Source organism: Actinoplanes sp. NPDC004185, from assembly GCF_053603475.1.
Genome location: NZ_JBSGFR010000046.1, coordinates 50,544 through 65,817 on the forward strand (window position 1 = coordinate 50,544; position 15,274 = coordinate 65,817).

20 protein-coding genes are annotated in these 15,274 nt (G+C 70.8%); 4 read left to right on the top strand and 16 right to left on the bottom strand.

Translation table 11 applies throughout. The features are described 5' to 3' along the window. Nucleotides 1-21: 21 nt before the first annotated feature. Nucleotides 22-552 (bottom strand): DUF6636 domain-containing protein, encoded by a 531-nt coding sequence (locus ACWEOZ_RS35175; protein ID WP_451914977.1) that lies wholly within the window; start codon nucleotides 550-552, stop codon nucleotides 22-24. An 83-nt stretch (nucleotides 553-635) separates the two neighbouring features. Here ACWEOZ_RS35175 and ACWEOZ_RS35180 point away from each other — a divergent pair, with 83 nt between their 5' ends. After that, on the top strand, nucleotides 636-1,514 hold the full coding sequence (locus ACWEOZ_RS35180; RefSeq protein WP_451914997.1) for a tyrosine recombinase XerC: 879 nt from the start codon (nucleotides 636-638) through the stop codon (nucleotides 1,512-1,514). 88 nt (nucleotides 1,515-1,602) lie between these two features. After that, the gene (locus ACWEOZ_RS35185; RefSeq protein WP_451914978.1) at nucleotides 1,603-2,790 is read left to right on the top strand and encodes an aminotransferase class V-fold PLP-dependent enzyme; all 1,188 of its coding nucleotides are present in this window, start codon (nucleotides 1,603-1,605) and stop codon (nucleotides 2,788-2,790) included. Between the two features lie 8 nt (nucleotides 2,791-2,798). Here ACWEOZ_RS35185 and ACWEOZ_RS35190 read toward each other — a convergent pair whose 3' ends face one another. The 13 genes from ACWEOZ_RS35190 to proS form a co-directional block, all read right to left on the bottom strand. Further along, nucleotides 2,799-3,335, bottom strand: coding sequence for a murein hydrolase activator EnvC family protein (locus ACWEOZ_RS35190; protein ID WP_451914979.1), 537 nt, complete (start codon nucleotides 3,333-3,335; stop codon nucleotides 2,799-2,801). Between the two features lie 56 nt (nucleotides 3,336-3,391). Further along, the gene (locus tag ACWEOZ_RS35195) at nucleotides 3,392-3,718 is read right to left on the bottom strand and encodes a DUF2469 domain-containing protein (protein WP_023561849.1); all 327 of its coding nucleotides are present in this window, start codon (nucleotides 3,716-3,718) and stop codon (nucleotides 3,392-3,394) included. Further along, entirely contained in the window at nucleotides 3,715-4,533 is an 819-nt protein-coding gene (locus ACWEOZ_RS35200; RefSeq protein ID WP_451914980.1) for a ribonuclease HII, read from the bottom strand. The genes ACWEOZ_RS35195 and ACWEOZ_RS35200 overlap by 4 nt, the downstream gene beginning before the upstream one ends. Continuing rightward, nucleotides 4,533-4,979 carry an NUDIX hydrolase gene (locus ACWEOZ_RS35205; protein WP_451914981.1) on the bottom strand — a complete coding sequence of 149 codons (447 nt, stop codon included), beginning with the start codon at nucleotides 4,977-4,979 and terminating at the stop codon, nucleotides 4,533-4,535. Before ACWEOZ_RS35205 ends, ACWEOZ_RS35200 begins: the two co-directional genes overlap by 1 nt. Nucleotides 4,980-5,038: 59 nt before the next feature. Beyond that, nucleotides 5,039-5,692, bottom strand: coding sequence for a signal peptidase I (gene lepB / locus ACWEOZ_RS35210; protein WP_451914982.1), 654 nt, complete (start codon nucleotides 5,690-5,692; stop codon nucleotides 5,039-5,041). Further along, nucleotides 5,689-6,573: a signal peptidase I gene (gene lepB, locus ACWEOZ_RS35215; protein ID WP_451914983.1), complete on the bottom strand. Its 885-nt coding sequence runs from the start codon at nucleotides 6,571-6,573 to the stop codon at nucleotides 5,689-5,691. Before lepB (ACWEOZ_RS35215) ends, lepB (ACWEOZ_RS35210) begins: the two co-directional genes overlap by 4 nt. A 202-nt stretch (nucleotides 6,574-6,775) precedes the next feature. Continuing rightward, nucleotides 6,776-7,135, bottom strand: a complete 360-nt coding sequence (rplS, locus tag ACWEOZ_RS35220) for a 50S ribosomal protein L19 (RefSeq protein ID WP_360549929.1) — start codon at nucleotides 7,133-7,135, stop codon at nucleotides 6,776-6,778. Between the two features lie 149 nt (nucleotides 7,136-7,284). After that, nucleotides 7,285-8,049 carry a tRNA (guanosine(37)-N1)-methyltransferase TrmD gene (trmD, locus tag ACWEOZ_RS35225; protein ID WP_451914984.1) on the bottom strand — a complete coding sequence of 255 codons (765 nt, stop codon included), beginning with the start codon at nucleotides 8,047-8,049 and terminating at the stop codon, nucleotides 7,285-7,287. Continuing rightward, nucleotides 8,049-8,612, bottom strand: coding sequence for a ribosome maturation factor RimM (rimM, locus tag ACWEOZ_RS35230; protein WP_451914998.1), 564 nt, complete (start codon nucleotides 8,610-8,612; stop codon nucleotides 8,049-8,051). The genes trmD and rimM overlap by 1 nt, the downstream gene beginning before the upstream one ends. A 14-nt stretch (nucleotides 8,613-8,626) precedes the next feature. Beyond that, entirely contained in the window at nucleotides 8,627-8,884 is a 258-nt protein-coding gene (locus tag ACWEOZ_RS35235) for an RNA-binding protein (protein ID WP_023561857.1), read from the bottom strand. Further along, nucleotides 8,862-9,425, bottom strand: a complete 564-nt coding sequence (gene rpsP / locus ACWEOZ_RS35240) for a 30S ribosomal protein S16 (protein ID WP_451914985.1) — start codon at nucleotides 9,423-9,425, stop codon at nucleotides 8,862-8,864. The genes ACWEOZ_RS35235 and rpsP overlap by 23 nt, the downstream gene beginning before the upstream one ends. 412 nt (nucleotides 9,426-9,837) lie before the next feature. After that, the gene (locus ACWEOZ_RS35245) at nucleotides 9,838-10,527 is read right to left on the bottom strand and encodes a DUF402 domain-containing protein (protein ID WP_451914986.1); all 690 of its coding nucleotides are present in this window, start codon (nucleotides 10,525-10,527) and stop codon (nucleotides 9,838-9,840) included. Nucleotides 10,528-10,529: 2 nt separating this feature from the next. Next, entirely contained in the window at nucleotides 10,530-11,936 is a 1,407-nt protein-coding gene (gene proS / locus ACWEOZ_RS35250; protein WP_451914987.1) for a proline--tRNA ligase, read from the bottom strand. A 76-nt stretch (nucleotides 11,937-12,012) separates the two neighbouring features. On the opposite strand from proS, the gene ACWEOZ_RS35255 reads away from it, so the two are divergent. Both ACWEOZ_RS35255 and ACWEOZ_RS35260 read left to right on the top strand, forming a co-directional pair. Further along, the gene (locus ACWEOZ_RS35255) at nucleotides 12,013-12,525 is read left to right on the top strand and encodes a SigE family RNA polymerase sigma factor (RefSeq protein WP_451914988.1); all 513 of its coding nucleotides are present in this window, start codon (nucleotides 12,013-12,015) and stop codon (nucleotides 12,523-12,525) included. Further along, nucleotides 12,515-13,927, top strand: coding sequence for an outer membrane protein assembly factor BamB family protein (locus ACWEOZ_RS35260; protein WP_451914989.1), 1,413 nt, complete (start codon nucleotides 12,515-12,517; stop codon nucleotides 13,925-13,927). The genes ACWEOZ_RS35255 and ACWEOZ_RS35260 overlap by 11 nt, the downstream gene beginning before the upstream one ends. Here ACWEOZ_RS35260 and ACWEOZ_RS35265 read toward each other — a convergent pair. Then, nucleotides 13,917-14,993: an amidohydrolase family protein gene (locus ACWEOZ_RS35265; protein ID WP_451914990.1), complete on the bottom strand. Its 1,077-nt coding sequence runs from the start codon at nucleotides 14,991-14,993 to the stop codon at nucleotides 13,917-13,919. The genes ACWEOZ_RS35260 and ACWEOZ_RS35265 overlap by 11 nt on opposite strands. 25 nt (nucleotides 14,994-15,018) lie before the next feature. Continuing rightward, nucleotides 15,019-15,274: Uma2 family endonuclease (locus ACWEOZ_RS35270; RefSeq protein WP_451914991.1), on the bottom strand; the 256-nt coding region annotated here is incomplete at its 5' end.

The window sequence follows — 15,274 nt, forward strand, 5'->3', positions numbered from 1 at the left end:
ATGAGCCGGGTCCGACAAAAATCAGAACAGGTTGTACTGCTCGATCGCGATCGTGAACCCGTGACCGGACTCGGTGTTCTCGCAGCGCATCGCCTTGCTGTCACTGCTGCACAGGAAGTCCCCGGCCCGGAGCGACTTGCCGTAGGCGAGCATCTGCTTCCCACCCAGCACAGTGTCACCAGCACACGTGAATGTCGCCTCTTCCGCCTGGTGCACGGAGATGCCCGACCCCCAGTCGAGATCGCAGTCAGCCGGCGCCGGCGGGGGCTGCCAGTTCTTGCGGACGATGTCGCAGCGGGCCCCCGACTCGTCCAGGTAGCAGCCGATGTTGCCGGACGGCGACACGAAGTTCGCCTCGCTGACCTTCTCCGGCGGCTCCGGCGACGGTGACGCGGCTCCCGGCGGCGGCGCGTCACCCAGCGCCGCGTTCGTGGCCACCGCCTGGGTGGTCGGCCGTGGCTCCACCGGATCCGGCGACGCCGAACATGCCGTCAGGACCGCCACCAGCATGATCGCCCCGCCCAGCCCGGCCCGTCCGCGCGCTGCTGACACGTCACCTCCCCAAGGCGGAATGATAAGGGCGTGGAGCAAGAACAGTGAGCACCCGTGACGTACACGAATCGCTGCCGCCCGCGATGCGTTCCGCGGTCGACGACTTCGCGGTGCACCTGGCCCGCGTCGACAACCGCTCGGCGCACACTGTGCGAGCTTATGTCGGAGATGTCGTCTCGCTGCTCGACCACGCTGCGGCTGCCGGGTGTGCCGCCCCGGCCGACCTGGACATCACGGTGCTGCGGGGCTGGCTCGCGCAGCGGATGACCGACGGCGCCGCGCGTACCTCTCAGGCACGTCGGGCCGCCGCGGCCCGGACCTTCACCGCCTGGGCGCACCGGTCCGGGCTCTGCCCGGCCGACGCCGGCGCGCAGCTGGCCAGCCCGAGGGCACACCGCGACCTGCCGTCGGTGTTGCGCGCCGACCAGGCGGCGGACCTGGTCGTCACCACGGCCGACCCCCATGCAGTACGCGACCGGGCGGTCCTGGAACTGCTCTACGCAACCGGCGTACGGGTCAGCGAGCTCTGCGGCCTGGACACGGCCGACATCGACGAGGGCCGCCGGGTGATCCGGGTCTTCGGCAAGGGCGCCAAAGAACGCATGGTCCCGTACGGCATCCCGGCCGAGAAGGCCCTCGACGACTGGCTGCGCCACGGCCGCCCGCCCCTGGTCCGTCCCGGCAGCGGCGATGCCGTCTTCCTGGGCGCACGCGGCGGCCGGCTCCAGCAGACCGTGGTCCGCCGGATCGTGGCCGCAGCCGCCCAGGCCGTGGGCCTGCCCCACACCAGCCCGCACGACCTGCGCCACTCAGCGGCCACCCACCTGCTGGACGGAGGCGCCGACCTGCGCGCGGTCCAGGACCTCCTGGGCCACTCCTCACTGTCGAGCACCCAGATCTACACCCACGTCTCCACCGAGCGCCTCCGCGCCGCCTTCAAGCAAGCCCACCCCCGAGCCTGACCCCGACCGCCGGCCAGCCACGACTCTCGGGTCGTCCCGTCTGGGGAACGGCCGCGACGGACCCGCCGCCACCACGTACGATCGGAGCGTGAGCGTCGGAGATCCGCCCCCGCCCATCCCGGGAGCGCGGCTCCTCTTCTCGCTCGACCCGGCCACCGCCTACCTGAACCACGGGTCCTTCGGTGCCGTCCCGATCGGGGTGCAGCGCGCCCAGCAGCGGTTGCGGGACGAGGTCGAGCGCAATCCGATGTCGTTCTTCGCTGCGCCGGGGCTGACCGACCGCATCGTCCATACCCGACGGCATCTGGCCGACTTTCTGGGCGCCGACCCGGACGGCAGCGCTCTGGTGCCGAACGCCACCGCGGCCGTCTCGCTGGTGCTGCAGTCGGTCCGGCTGACGTCCGGTGACGAGGTGCTGCTCACCGACCACGGCTACGGCGCCAACGCGTTCGCTGTGCGGCGGCAGTGCCGGCGGGACGGGGCCAGTGCGCGGACCGTCGCGTTGCCGCTGGATGCCTCCGACGGCGAGGTGGTGTCGCGGATCCGCGGGGCGTTGCGGCCCGGCAAGACCAAGCTGCTGATCATCGACCAGCTGACCTCGCCGACCGCGAAGGTGCTGCCGGTGCGCGCGATCGCCGCGGCCGCCCGGGAGCACGAGATCCCGGTGCTGGTCGACGCCGCGCACGTGCCCGGCATGCTGCCCGTCCGGGTCGACCGGCTCGGCGCCGACTTCTGGGTCGGCAACCTGCACAAGTGGGCCTTCGCCCCGCGGGGCACCGCCCTGCTCGCCGTCGCCCCCGGCTGGCGCCGGCGGATCGAGCCGCTCGTCGTGTCCTGGGAGCAAGAATCCGGTTTCCCGATGTCGGTGGAATCGCAGGGCACCATGGACTATTCGCCCTGGCTGGCCGCGCCGGCCGGGCTCTTTACGCTGCGCACCCTGGGCGTCGAAGCGGTGCGGCGGCACAACGCGGCGCTCGCGGCGTACGGTCAGCGGCTGGTCGGGGCGAGTCTCGGCCTGGCGCCCTCCGACCTGCCGGAACCCGGCGCGGCCGAGGCGGCCATGCGGATCCTGCCGCTGCCGTCGGGGATCGCCACGACGCAGCCGGAGGCGCATGCCCTGCGCCAGCAGATCGCCGACAAGCTGGCGACCGAGGTCGCGGTGAACGCCTGGGGCGGCCGCGGCTGGCTGCGGCTGAGCGCCCAGATCTACAACCGCCCGGAGGAGTACGAGAACCTGGCGGAACGCCTGCCACCCCTGCTGGCGTCCCTGCGCTGAAACCGCGATCACAGCGGCAGGAGCCGGACGCGCCCCAGCCCGAGCAGCGTCAGTGGGTCCAGGTAGTCCGCGCCCCGGCGCAGTCCCCAGTGCAGACAGGCCGCCTCGGGACACCCCGGATGACCGGCCGCCAGCGTGCCCAGCCGCTCCCCCGCCGCGACGATGTCTCCGGGACTGCGCGCCTCGACCACGACCGGCTCGTACGTCGTGCGCAGCCCGCCGGCGTGCGCCACGCTGACGACGCCGCGTCCCGCGACCTGACCGGCGAACACGACCGTCCCCGCACCGGCGGCCCGGACCACCGCGCCTGGCGCGGCCGCCAGATCCGTGCCGCGATGACCGGGCAGCCAAGGCTGCGGAGGCGGGTCGAACCGCCGCGCGACCCGCGCGGCATCGACCGGCCAGCCGAACTCTCCACCGGCGCGCCATCGGTCGACCGGCGCCGGGCCCGGGCCGGGCACGGAGGCCGGAGTGGGCCGCTCAAGAGCCGCCGGGAGGCCGGACAGGACCAGGAGGGCCGAAAGCAAGAGCACCATGCCAGGCATGGTGCTCTTCTGCGAGATGAGCCGCGACCCGCCCTGTGGACAACCGCGGCGCCCGGTCAGCTACCGCCGAAACCGGCCTCGTCCGGCAGCGAGATGTCCGGCTTCTCCAGCTCCTCCACGTTGACGTCCTTGAACGTCATCACGCGGACGTTCTTGACGAAGCGGGCCGGCCGGTACATGTCCCAGACCCACGCGTCATGCATCTCGACCTCGAAGTAGACCTCGCCGTCGGAGTTGCGGACGTGCAGGTCCACCTGGTTGGCCAGGTAGAACCGGCGTTCCGTCTCCACCACGTACGAGAACTGTCGGACGATGTCGCGGTACTCCCGGTAGAGCTGCAGCTCCATCTCGGTCTCGTACTTCTCGAGATCCTCTGCGCTCATCGCTTCTCGCCCTCCATGGCCTCATCTTCCCCCACCGGCACCGGCGGCCGAGGCTGCTCGCCCGACGCCACGCCGACGGTACCCTCCACTGCTGGCCAGAGCATCAGCGGCTCGGCGTCGACCCGGGGCAGATCCGCGGGGCGGCGGGCCCGAGGGGGCCGGTTGCCGCGCCCGGAGACGGCCGCCACGTTCACGTACGAGAAGCGGTGCTCCACGCAGGGACCGTGCCTGGTCAGCGCCGCGCTGTGCTCGTCGGTGATGTAGCCCTTGTGCACCGCGAAGCCGTAGTCCGGGAACTTGCCGTCCAGCTCCACCATCAGCCGGTCCCGGGTGACCTTGGCGAGCACGCTGGCCGCCGCCACACAGGCCGCCACCCGGTCGCCTTTCCACACCGCGAGGCCCGGTGCCCCCAGCCCGTCGACCGGGAAACCGTCGGTCAGGACGTACTCGGGGCGGGTTGTGAGCGACGCGAGCGCGCGGCGCATCGCGGCCAGGTTGCAGACGTGCAGGCCGCGGCCGTCCACCTCGGCCGGCGGGACGATCACCACCGACCAGGCCAGCGCCCGCGTGACCACCTCGTCGTAGACGCGTTCGCGGGCGGCCGCGGTGAGCAGCTTGGAGTCGGCCAGCTCGTCGATCTCGCCGCGCTTGCCCTCGGGCAGGATCGCCGCGGCGGCGACCAGCGGGCCCGCACAGGCGCCCCGGCCGGCTTCGTCGGCTCCGGCCACGTGCCGGAAGCCACGGCGCTGCAGCGCCCGCTCGAGGGCATAGAGGCCGCCTTCGCGGCGCACCACCGTCCGGGGCGGACTCAGCATCAGAGGACCTTACGCAGCAGGTCGGCGAGCCCGATCGGGAAGATCTGCTCGGTCGAGGTGTCGAGCTCGGCCAGGGACCACCAGCGGTGCGCGGTGATCGTGCGCTGCTCCTCGGGGTCGAAGCCGGTGGTGTCGACCTGCCACGAGTCGACCCGCAGCATGAAGAAGTCCTGGTCCTGGCGGTACTGCCGGTTGTCGTAGCTGAACTCGGTGGTCTCGTGGTGCACCGGCTCGCCCAGCTCGGCGGGATCGACCCGCAGACCGGTCTCCTCCAGCAGCTCGCGGGCCGCGCCCGGAGCGGGCGTCTCGCCCTCGTTCAGCCCACCGCCGGGTGTGAACCACCAGTGCTGGTCCGCGCGTGCCGGGTCACCGCCGCGCAGCAGCAGAACGCGCTCCGCGGCATCGATGAGAAGCACCCGGGCGGCCCGGCGGTCGATGAACGTCACGCCCCCAGCCTATTGCGCCGATGGTCGATCTTGACGCCGGGTCAGCGGCCGGCGCCGCGTCAGTTGGCCGGCGCCGGGTTCGGGACGTCGTCGAACTCCTTGGGCACGGAGAGCCAGGTCGCCCGGGACACCGGCCAGAAGATCGTGAACGCCCGGCCGACGATCGAGTCGGTCCGGATCGTGGCGGCCTGGATGTCCTTGGTCTGCTCCCAGTGCTCCAGGGAGTCGCCGGACGCGGAACGGTGGTCACCCATGACCCACAGCCGGCCGGCCGGCACGGTGATGTCGAACTTCTCGTCCGCTGCCGGGTCCTGCTGGCCGTCCGCGTCGGTGTAGATGAACGGCTCGTCCAGCGAGTGGCCGTTGATCATCAGGCGTTCCTGGTCGTCGCAGCAGACCACGTGGTCGCCGCTGACGCCGATGATGCGCTTGATGAAGTCCTCGCCCTCGGTGCCGCTCTGCCAGTCGGTCGGGGCCTTGAAGACCACGATCTCGCCTCGGCGCGGCTCGCGGAAGTCGTACACCAGCTTGTTGACCAGCACCCTGTCCCAGACGTTGAGCGTGTGCTCCATCGAGGGCGACGGGATGTAGAAGGTCTGCAACACGAAGAAGCGCACCAGGACGGCGACGAGGATCGCCACTCCCAGCAAGATCGGTAGCTCGCGCCAGAACGAACCGCTGCGCTTCGAGGACTCGGTGTGCTCGTCAATCACGATCGGAGCCTACGTCCCCGGGGCCGCAACCACAGTCCGGAACGCGCGGATACGCCGACACTTAAGAGGAACGGCAGCATAACGGCCGCGGTGGCGGGATCGGGGGCATGCCGGGGAGATTCACCGGGCGGGGCGGCCGCGATCGGATGCGCAGCCGCGTACGACTTCCAGTTGTCCGGCACGGAAAGGCTGGTGAAGTGGCTGGTGGGCCACACCACCACGAAGGCCCGGCCGATGATGTTGTCGATGGGTACCGGCCCCTGGCAGCGCGCGTCCTGCGACACCAGGCGGTGGTCGCCCATGACGAACATCTCACCCGCGGGGATGGTCACCTCGGCGAACCGGCGGCTGGTGCACTGCCGCGGATTCGGCGGCGCGTCCAGCGGCGAGTTCTCGAAGATGTACGGCTCGTCGATCGGCTCGCTGTTGACGGTGATCCGGCCCTGGTCGTCACAGCAGGCGATCTTGTCGCCGGGCAGGCCGATCACCCGTTTGATGAAGTCCCGTTCGCCCGGACGGCTGACGCCCACGAGGTCGCCGACGGTGCGGCCGAGCTTGGCGCCGAAGGTGTTGCTGATCGGCTCGGCCGGCTGCTCGGGCGCCCAGTTGTCGGTGCCGCGGAAGACCACGATCTCGCCGCGCAGCGGGTCCCGCATGTCGTAGACGACCTTGTTGACCAGGACGCGGTCCTTGATCGCGAGGGTGTTCTCCATCGAGCCGGACGGGATGTAGAACGCCTGCACCAGGAAGGTGCGGATCAGCACGGCCAGGCAGAAGGCCACCACCAGCAGCAGCGGCAACTCCTGCCAGAGGGGCATCTCCTTGCGCCGGATCACCCGCCCGCGGCGACGTCCGGAGGAGGAGGGTCGATACCCCTGCATCGGTTCCACGCTACGCATCTCCCGCCGCCGTCCGGTCGAACCGCCCCGGATACAGCACTACCGCCCGAGTTCCCCGGGTGGGGACATGACGGGCGGTAGTGCGAATGGTCCCGCTGAATTCCCATCCGTCACTGACGCAAGCGTAGTGCGCCCGCGCAGTAAACGTCAGTCCGAGTGAATACGGCCCGGACCGTCAGGGGGTTCAGCTGACCGTCTGCTTCTCGCGCAGCTCCTTGATCTTGGCCTTCTTGCCCCGGAGCTCACGCAGGTAGTAGAGCTTGGCGCGACGCACGTCACCGCGGGTCACGACCTCGATGCGGTCGAGCTGCGGGCTGTTGACCGGGTAGGTCCGCTCGACGCCGACGCCGAAGCTGATCTTCCGGACCTTGAAGGTCTCGCGCAGCCCGCCGCCCTGGCGGCTGATCACGACGCCCTGGAAGATCTGGACGCGGGAACGGTTGCCCTCGACGACCCGGACGTGCACCTTGACGGTGTCACCGGCCCGGAAGTCGGGGATGTCGGTGCGCCGCGACTGGGCGTCGAGCTGGTCCAGCGTGTTCATCGCTGCATCCTCGTCGTACTCAAAGCGCACCGGGAGTTCGATGCGCGATTGGGTGATTCTGACCCGCTGACATCGGTGCCGATGGTCGACATCGATGCACGGGGTCCTCGTCCGGCCGGCCACGGCGTGGGGCGCGAACGGCAACCTCACTACTTTGCCACACCCGGGGGCGGGATCTGAAATCCGGCCTCGTCCAGCGCGGCCCGGTCCTTCTTGTCGAGCAGCTCGGCCGGATAGGCGGCCAGCAGATCCGGCCGCCGGGCCGCGGTGCGCAGCAACGATGCGGTACGCCGCCAGCGCGCGATCCGGCCATGATCACCGGACCGGAGCACCTCGGGCACCGCCCTCTCCCGCCAGACGGCCGGCTTGGTGTAGACCGGCGCCTCGAGCAGGCCGGCCGCGTGCGACTCCTCGGTCAGCGACTCCGCGTTGCCCAGCACCCCGGGCAGCAGCCGGGTGATCGCTTCCATGATCACGATGACCGCGACCTCACCACCGAAGAGCACATAGTCGCCGAGCGAGACCTCACGAACCGGCATCCGCGCAGCCGCCTCGTCGAGGACACGCTGGTCGATGCCCTCGTACCGGCCGCAGGCGAAGATCAGGTGATCCAGAGCGGCAAGCTCGTGCGCGTCCGCCTGGGTGAACGGCTTGCCCACCGGCGACGGCACCACCAGCACCGACGAAGGACCGGCCACCGCATCCAGGGCCGCCGCCCACGGCTCCGGGCGCATGACCATGCCCGGGCCACCGCCGTACGGGGAGTCGTCCACCGTGCGATGCACATCCGAGGTCCAGGTGCGCAGATCATGCACGGACAGGTCGAGGATCCCGGCGCCGCGGGCCTTGCCGATCAGCGACAGCTCCAGCGGAGCGAAATACTCGGGGAAGATGGAAACGACATCGACGCGCATCAGAGGTCGAGCAGACCCTCGGGCAGGTCCACGACGATCCGACCGCCGGCCAGGTCGACCGTCGGCACCATCTGGCTGACGAACGGGATGAGCGCCGTGCCCCCGGCCGCCTTCTTCAGGACGATGAGGTCCGAAGCCGGCGCGTGGTCGATCCGGTCAACCGTGCCCAGCACGGTGCCGTCGACCGACTCCACGGACAGGCCCGTGAGCTGATGATCGTTGAACTCGTCCGGATCGTCCGGCTCGGTGATCTCCGAGCTGTCGACCTGCAACAACACGCCACGCAGAGCCTCAGCGGTGTTGCGGTCGAGGATGCCCTCGAACTGGGCGATGCCCTTGCCCTGATGCCAGCGGATCGCCTCGAGGACAAGCTTCGCGGGCACCTGATAAGGCACCCCGGGGGCGGCGACCGCAGGGCCAGCGTTCACCCGGCGGTCCCGGGGGACCTCCGTGGTGAACGCCGACCCGGCGGCGAATCTCGCCTCTGGATCATCGGTCCGCACCGTCACCAGCACTTCCCCACGGATCCCATGGGGCTTACCGATCTGACCGACGACCAGCAACATCAGGCAGCAGCTCAGTACGCGTCGACGATGTCGACGCGGATGCCGCGCCCACCGATCGAACCGATGACCTGACGCAGCGCCTTGGCCGTACGCCCGCCCCGCCCGATGACCGTTCCCAGGTCCTCAGGGTGCACGCGCACCTCGAGCCGCTTGCCGCGGCGCGAGTCGACCAGCCGGACCCGGACATCGTCCGGGTTGTCGACGATGCCCTTGACGAGGTGCTCCAGCGCAGGCCGGAGCGCCCCGTCAGTTCGCGTCGGCGCCGGCACCGGCCGGGTCCTTCGCGTCCTCGGCGACAGCCTCACGGTTCGGCTCGGCCGGGTCGACAGCCTTGGTGTCACTCGGCCGCGTCTCGGCAACCTCCGGCGCGGCCGGGGTCTTGTCGGCAGCCTTGTCAGCGGACTTGTCGGCCGCCTTCTCGGTCGCCTTGGCCTTCTTGGCCGGCTTGGCAGCCGGGGTCTCGGCGACACCGGCGGCAGCCTTCGCCTCGGCCTCGTAGGTCGCCAGGCGGCTGACCTTCTCCGCCTTGACGAGCAGCGGCGGCGGAGCCGGCAGGCCCTTGAACTGCTGCCAGTCGCCGGTCTTCTCCAGCAGACGCTGCACGGCCTCGCTCGGCTGCGCGCCGACCGAGAGCCAGTACTGCACCCGCTCCGACTTCACCTCGATGATCGAGGGGTCTTCCTTGGGCTGGTAGATACCGACGTACTCGATGGCGCGGCCGTCACGCTTGGTGCGCGAGTCGGCGACGACGATGCGGTACTGCGGGTTGCGGATCTTGCCCATCCGCAGGAGCCGGATCTTTACGGCCACGGTCTTGTTCGCTCCTGTTGCGATGACGACCGGCCCGCCTGGGAGCCGGTACGTGGGTGAGAGAACGGAACCCACGTGGGGATATGGGACCGATGCCTCGAGGACTGGCGGTGCGTGGAGGAGTTAGAGGGCACCTCTACGCACGCCGGACCCGTCTATTCTGCCAGAGAGCCGCGGCTCGGCCCAATCGGGGCTGGTCTTTGATCCAGATCTCTGCTGTCGTGCCTGGTTGCATGGTTCTGACCGTCGCTCCCGCCGATTGCTAGGTGGTTGCATGGTTTTATTCGTCTTCTTGTGGGTGCATGGTGGGGCTTTGGGGGCGGGGATGGCCCACGCAGCTCGTCAGGCTTGATATCTGCGTGGACCATCCCCGCCCCCAAGCCCCACCATGCAACCGGCGCGACAGAAGAAGTCAGGGTCGAGGGGCGGCGGGCCGGTCCCAGCCTGGAGGCAGGGAGGTGGGGACGGGCCAGGACGGGTCCGGCTCGTAGGTGGTCCAGGTGCCGTCGAAGGGGAAATCCCCCGCCTCGATGGACTTGATCACGCGGAGGCCTTCGGCGCGGACCGCTGAGGCGTCGTGGACCCAGTAGTGGTCCGGGAAGGCGAGACGCTCGGAGAACTCGTCCTCGTCCTTCCACTTCCACGTACGGTCCGGGGCTACCACGATGTCCAGGTCCTGGTCGATCACGTCCACGCCGGCCACGTCGCCGTCGTCCCAGCGGATTGCTCGTTCTTCCAGGTTCACGTACCAGCCGGTGAAGGTGCCGGCGTCGTCGCGGAAGAGCCAGATCGAGTGGTCGGCGTCCGGGGGGATGAATTTGAGCAGGCCCGGGCCTTGCCAGGTGTCGGCGATGAGCTTGGTGCGCAGGCCGGTCCATTCGGCGAACGGCATGTCGCGGATGCCCCGTCCGTCTTCGGCCACCTCGATCGTCACCGCCGAGCCGCGGGCCAGCCAGAGCAGCAGCCCGCGGTCGTCGTCGGAGACCACGCGGCACGGGCGTACGGAGGCCAGCCGCGGCCCGTCGATGTTGCGGTAGAGGACCTCGCGGCCGGGCGTGAAACGGGCGGGCGTGAAATGGGCGGGCGTGGAACGGGCGGGCACGGTCAGTACGACCGGGCCAGGATCGCGATCAGGTCGGGCTCGTCGTCGCTGTCGGGCATCGAGCCGTCCTCGCGGAACAGGCAGCGCACGGTCACCGCCTTGCCGTTCGCCTCGGCCTCGCCCTCGGTGCCGACCGCCGACCACGGCACCCGCGCCCAGCCGGTCTGGGCCGCTTCGATCGCGTCGCCCAGCGTCTTGACGTCGACCGTGTGGGACTCGCGGAACGCCAGCGCGTCGTCGTACATCCGCTGCTGGTCGGTCTGGAGGGCGGCCGTCACGGTCGCGGCCACCTCGGCCAGGGCCACCGGCGTCTTGGTGCCGTCGATGCGGCGGGCCACCACGGCGTTGCCCGCGCCCAGGTCGCGGGGGCCGACCTCGATGCGTACCGGAATGCCCTGGAGCTCGGCGTCGACGGCGCGGCGGCCGAACGGGATGTCGGCCCGGGCGTCGAGCTTGACGCGTACGCCGGCCGCTTTGAGCTCGTCGGTCAGCTTGCCGGCCGCCTCCAGGACGCCTTCGCCGGCCTTGACCACCATGACCTGGGCCTGGATCGGCGCGATGCGCGGCGGCAGCCGCAGGCCGTTGTCGTCGCCGTGCACCATGATCAGGCCGCCCATCATCCGGGTGGAGGTGCCCCAGGACGTGGTCCAGGCGTGCTCGACCTTGCCGGCCGCCGACGAGTAGGTGATGTCGAACGCCTTGGCGAAGTTCTGCCCCAGCTCGTGCGACGTGCCCATCTGCAGGGCCTTCATGTCGCCCATCATGGCCTCGACGGTCATGGTGTTGGTCGCGCCGGCGAACCGCTCGCCCTTGGTCTTGCGACCGGGTACGACCGGGATGGCCAGCATGCTGACCATGAAGTCCTCGTACACGTGCTTGTGGATCTCCCGCGCGTGCTCGCGGGCGTCCTCCTCGGTCGCGTGCGCGGTGTGGCCCTCCTGCCAGAGGAACTCGGTGGTGCGCAGGAACGTGCGCGGGCGCAGCTCCCAGCGCACGACGTTGGCCCACTGGTTGAGCAGCAGCGGCAGGTCGCGGTAGGAGTCGACCCACTTGGCCATGAACTCGCCGATGACGGTCTCGCTGGTCGGCCGGACGACCAGCGGCTCGGCGAGCTCTTTGCCGCCGGCGTGGGTGACCACGGCCAGTTCGGGCGAGAAGCCCTCGACGTGGTTGGCCTCGCGGCGCAGGTAGCTCTCCGGGATGAACAGCGGGAAGTACGCGTTCTGCACGCCCGCTTCCTTGATCCGGCGGTCCATGTCCGCCTGCATGTGCTCCCAGATGGCGTAGCCGGCCGGCCGGATCACCATCGTCCCGCGCACCGGGCCGTTGTCGGCGAGTTGCGCCTTGGCGATGAGGTCCTGGTACCAGCGGGGGAAGTCCTCCGCACGGGGAGTGAGCACGCGAGCCATGAGGCAGCATCCTAGCGAGACCCGTGCGCAACCGACCGGGCGGCCGTCCCGTGTCCTTCTGCGAGGGGCGGTGGAGATGACCGACGACTTCGACGCGTTCTACCGGGACACCTCCCGCAGGCTGGCCCGCTACGCCTACGGGCTCACCGGCGACCCGGTCGAGGCGCAGGACCTGGTGCAGGAGGCGTACGCCCGGGCGTGGCAGCGGTGGCGGCGGTTGTCCGGCTACGAGGAGCCCGAGGCGTGGTTGCGCCTGGTCGTCAGCCGGCTCTCCGCGGACCGGTGGCGGCGGCTGGGCGTACGGCGGTCCCGGGCCGCGGCCGATCCCCCGCCCACACCGGCGGCACCGCCGTCGGAGGACACGGTCCTGCTGGTCCGTGCGATGCGGACGCTGCCGGCAGCGCATCGCCGGGCGCTGACCCTGTACTACCTGCTCGACCGGTCCGTCGGCGAGATCGCCGCCGAGACCGGGGCCTCCACCGGCACGGTGAAGTCCTGGCTGTCGCGGGGCCGGGCCGGTCTGGCCGCGACGCTCGGTGACCTGAACCCCGCAGCACCAGCACGGAAGGGAGCCGGCCATGCCCGTTGATCTCGACGACCTGTTCACCGCGCTGGGCCGGGACGCGGACGGCATCCCGCTGGCCCCGGCGGAGCAGGCCCGGCACCGGGGGCGCCAGCGTACGCGGAGCCGGGCCATGGTCGCCGCGGCTGCCGCGGTGTGCCTGATCGCCGCCGGCGTGGGCGTTGTCCTGGTGCGGCACGACCGGCAGTCCGCGCCGGTGACGTCGAAGCGCACGCTGCCCGCGGTGGGCGCGCCGGTCGAGTTCGGTGACCAGGCCCGGGCGGCCACTGTGGCGGGCACCGACGGCCGGCTCTACACCGCCTGGCAGACCCTCAACGGCCAGATCAGCCTGAACGCGGTGGAGCTGCGCACCGGCGCGGTCGCCTGGCCTGCCCGGCCGCTGGGCCGCCGCACCGACGAACTGCTCGCCGTCAACGTGGTGCCGCGGGCGCTGGTGGTCACCCTGCGCCAGGGTTCCGTCAACACGATGCACATCTTCGACCCTGCCGACGGCCGGGAGCGGTGGGCGTTGCCCTTCGAGGACGGGGACGACGTGGTCCGGCACGAGTCCGTCGTGGTCCGGGTGTCGGCGAACGGCCGTACGGAGGCGTTCGACTGGGTGAGCGGGGTCCGCCGCTGGCAGCAGCCGGCCCCGGCCGACCGGCCGGTGCACTCGATGGGCACCTATCTGGACCGCAACGAGGACCTGGGGCTGGGCCGGCCGTTCTTCTTCACCGACGACCGGCTGGTGCAGGTCACCCGCGCGGGCAAGGTCCAGGTGCGGGACATCACGACCGGCGAGCTGCGACGTACGGTCACAGCCGCGCCGCCGGACACCGATCCCCGCACGTATTTCGCGTACGACGGGTGGCTCTACAACGACGAGCACGAGTGCTGCGAGCGGAACGGCTACCGGGTGCGCGCCACGGACCTGCGCTCCGCTCAGGGCAGTTCCAAGGTGGTGTTCACCCGGGGTCCCGGACATCAGCTCGACATGCTGCAGATGTGCGGTGAGCTGCGGGTCTGCGTGAGCGACCAGGATCGGGAAGCCACCGGTACGGTCTCGGTGCTGGAGGCGGCGACCGGCCGGCAGCTGTGGCAGGTGCCTGGGGCGAAGAACGGCACGTCGGTCTCCACCGTCCACGGTTACACGCTGGTCGGCGGGGCCGAGGGCGAGCGGGTGGTCTACGACCGCGGCGGCAGGCGGGTCTTCTCGACACCGGCCGGCTCGGTGACCTGGCTCGACACGGACGCACTGCTGCTGCTGCCGAGCCTTGTCGCCGGTCCGGCCGGCAAAGCCACGCTCCCGGACGGGAAGATCACGGTGCTGGGTGAGGTGCCGCCGGCGTCCGACGCGTGCGCCTGGACGCCGAAGCGGCTGGCCTGCCCGGTCGGCACCAGCCTGCGGATCTGGGACCTCAGCGGATGACCGCGCCGCGCAGCACGATCCGGCTCGGGGCGCGGACCACCCGCAGGTCCCGGCGGGGGTCGGCCTCGTAGACGACCAGGTCGGCGAGGCCACCCTCGACCAGCCCGGGGAAGCCGAGCCAGGCCCGGGCCCGCCAGGAGGCGGCGGCCAGCACGTCAGCGGCGGGGATGCCGGCCTCGTGCAGCAGCAGCATCTCCTCGGCGGCGAGGCCGTGGCGGATACTGCCGCCCGCGTCGGTGCCCACGTAGATCGGCACGCCGGCCTCGTGCGCGGACGCCACCACCTCGGGGAAGCCGTCGCGCAGGGCCAGCATGTGGTCGGCGTAGGAGGGGAACTTGGCCCGGGCCTGGTCGGCGATGCCGCCGAAGGTCCGAATGTTGATCATCGTGGGGACCAGCGCGGTGCCGCGGCGGGCCATCTCGTCGATCAGCTCCAGCGACAGGCCGGTGCCGTGCTCGACCGAGTCCACGCCGGCGTGGACCATCTGCGCGACGCCCTCCTCGGAGAACGTGTGCACGGCTGCCCGGACACCGGCCGCGTGGGCGGCCTCGACGGCGGCGGCCATGGTGGCGGGATCCCAGGACGGGGCGAGGTCGCCGACGGACCGGTCGATCCAGTCGCCGACCAGCTTCACCCAGCCGGTGCCGGCCTTGGCCTGAGCGGTGACGGTCGCGACCACGTCGGCGGCGTCGACCTCGACGCCGATGTCGCGCAGGTAGCGCCGGGTGGGCGCGACGTGCCGGCCGGCCCGGACCAGGCGGGGAATGCCGGGCTCGTCGTCGAGCTCGGGATACGGGTACGGCGAACCGGCGTCCCGCAACGCGAGCACGCCGGCGTCACGGTCGGTGTGGGCGAGCTCGCGGGCCTGCTGGAGGCTCTCGATGGGCTTGGCGCCGTACTGGATGCCGAGGTGACAGTGCGCGTCGACCAGCCCGGGAACGACGTAACCACCGTCGCTGATGGTCTCGGCGCCGGCGACGGGCTCGAGGGTGATGCGGTCACCCACCAGCCAGAGATCGCGGACCTCGTCATCGGGCAGCAGAACCCCACGCACATGCAACGCCATGCGTATGTCCTACCCGATCATCAGCTCACCTGTCGCGGCGGGCGACCCGGTGGATGCGGTCGCGTTTGCGGGTCCAGGCCGGCAGATCCAGGGTGATCTCCCACGGCTGGTCGACCGTGACGAGTTCGTCCGTGTGGAGCCGACGCTGATACATCCCAGCCGGGCCCAGGCAGAACTGCGTGAACGTCACGCGCTCGGCAAGTGGATCGACGATCCAATAGGAGGGGATGCCGACCTCGGCATATTTCTTCAGCTTGGCCTCGCGATCACGGCTCTGCGAC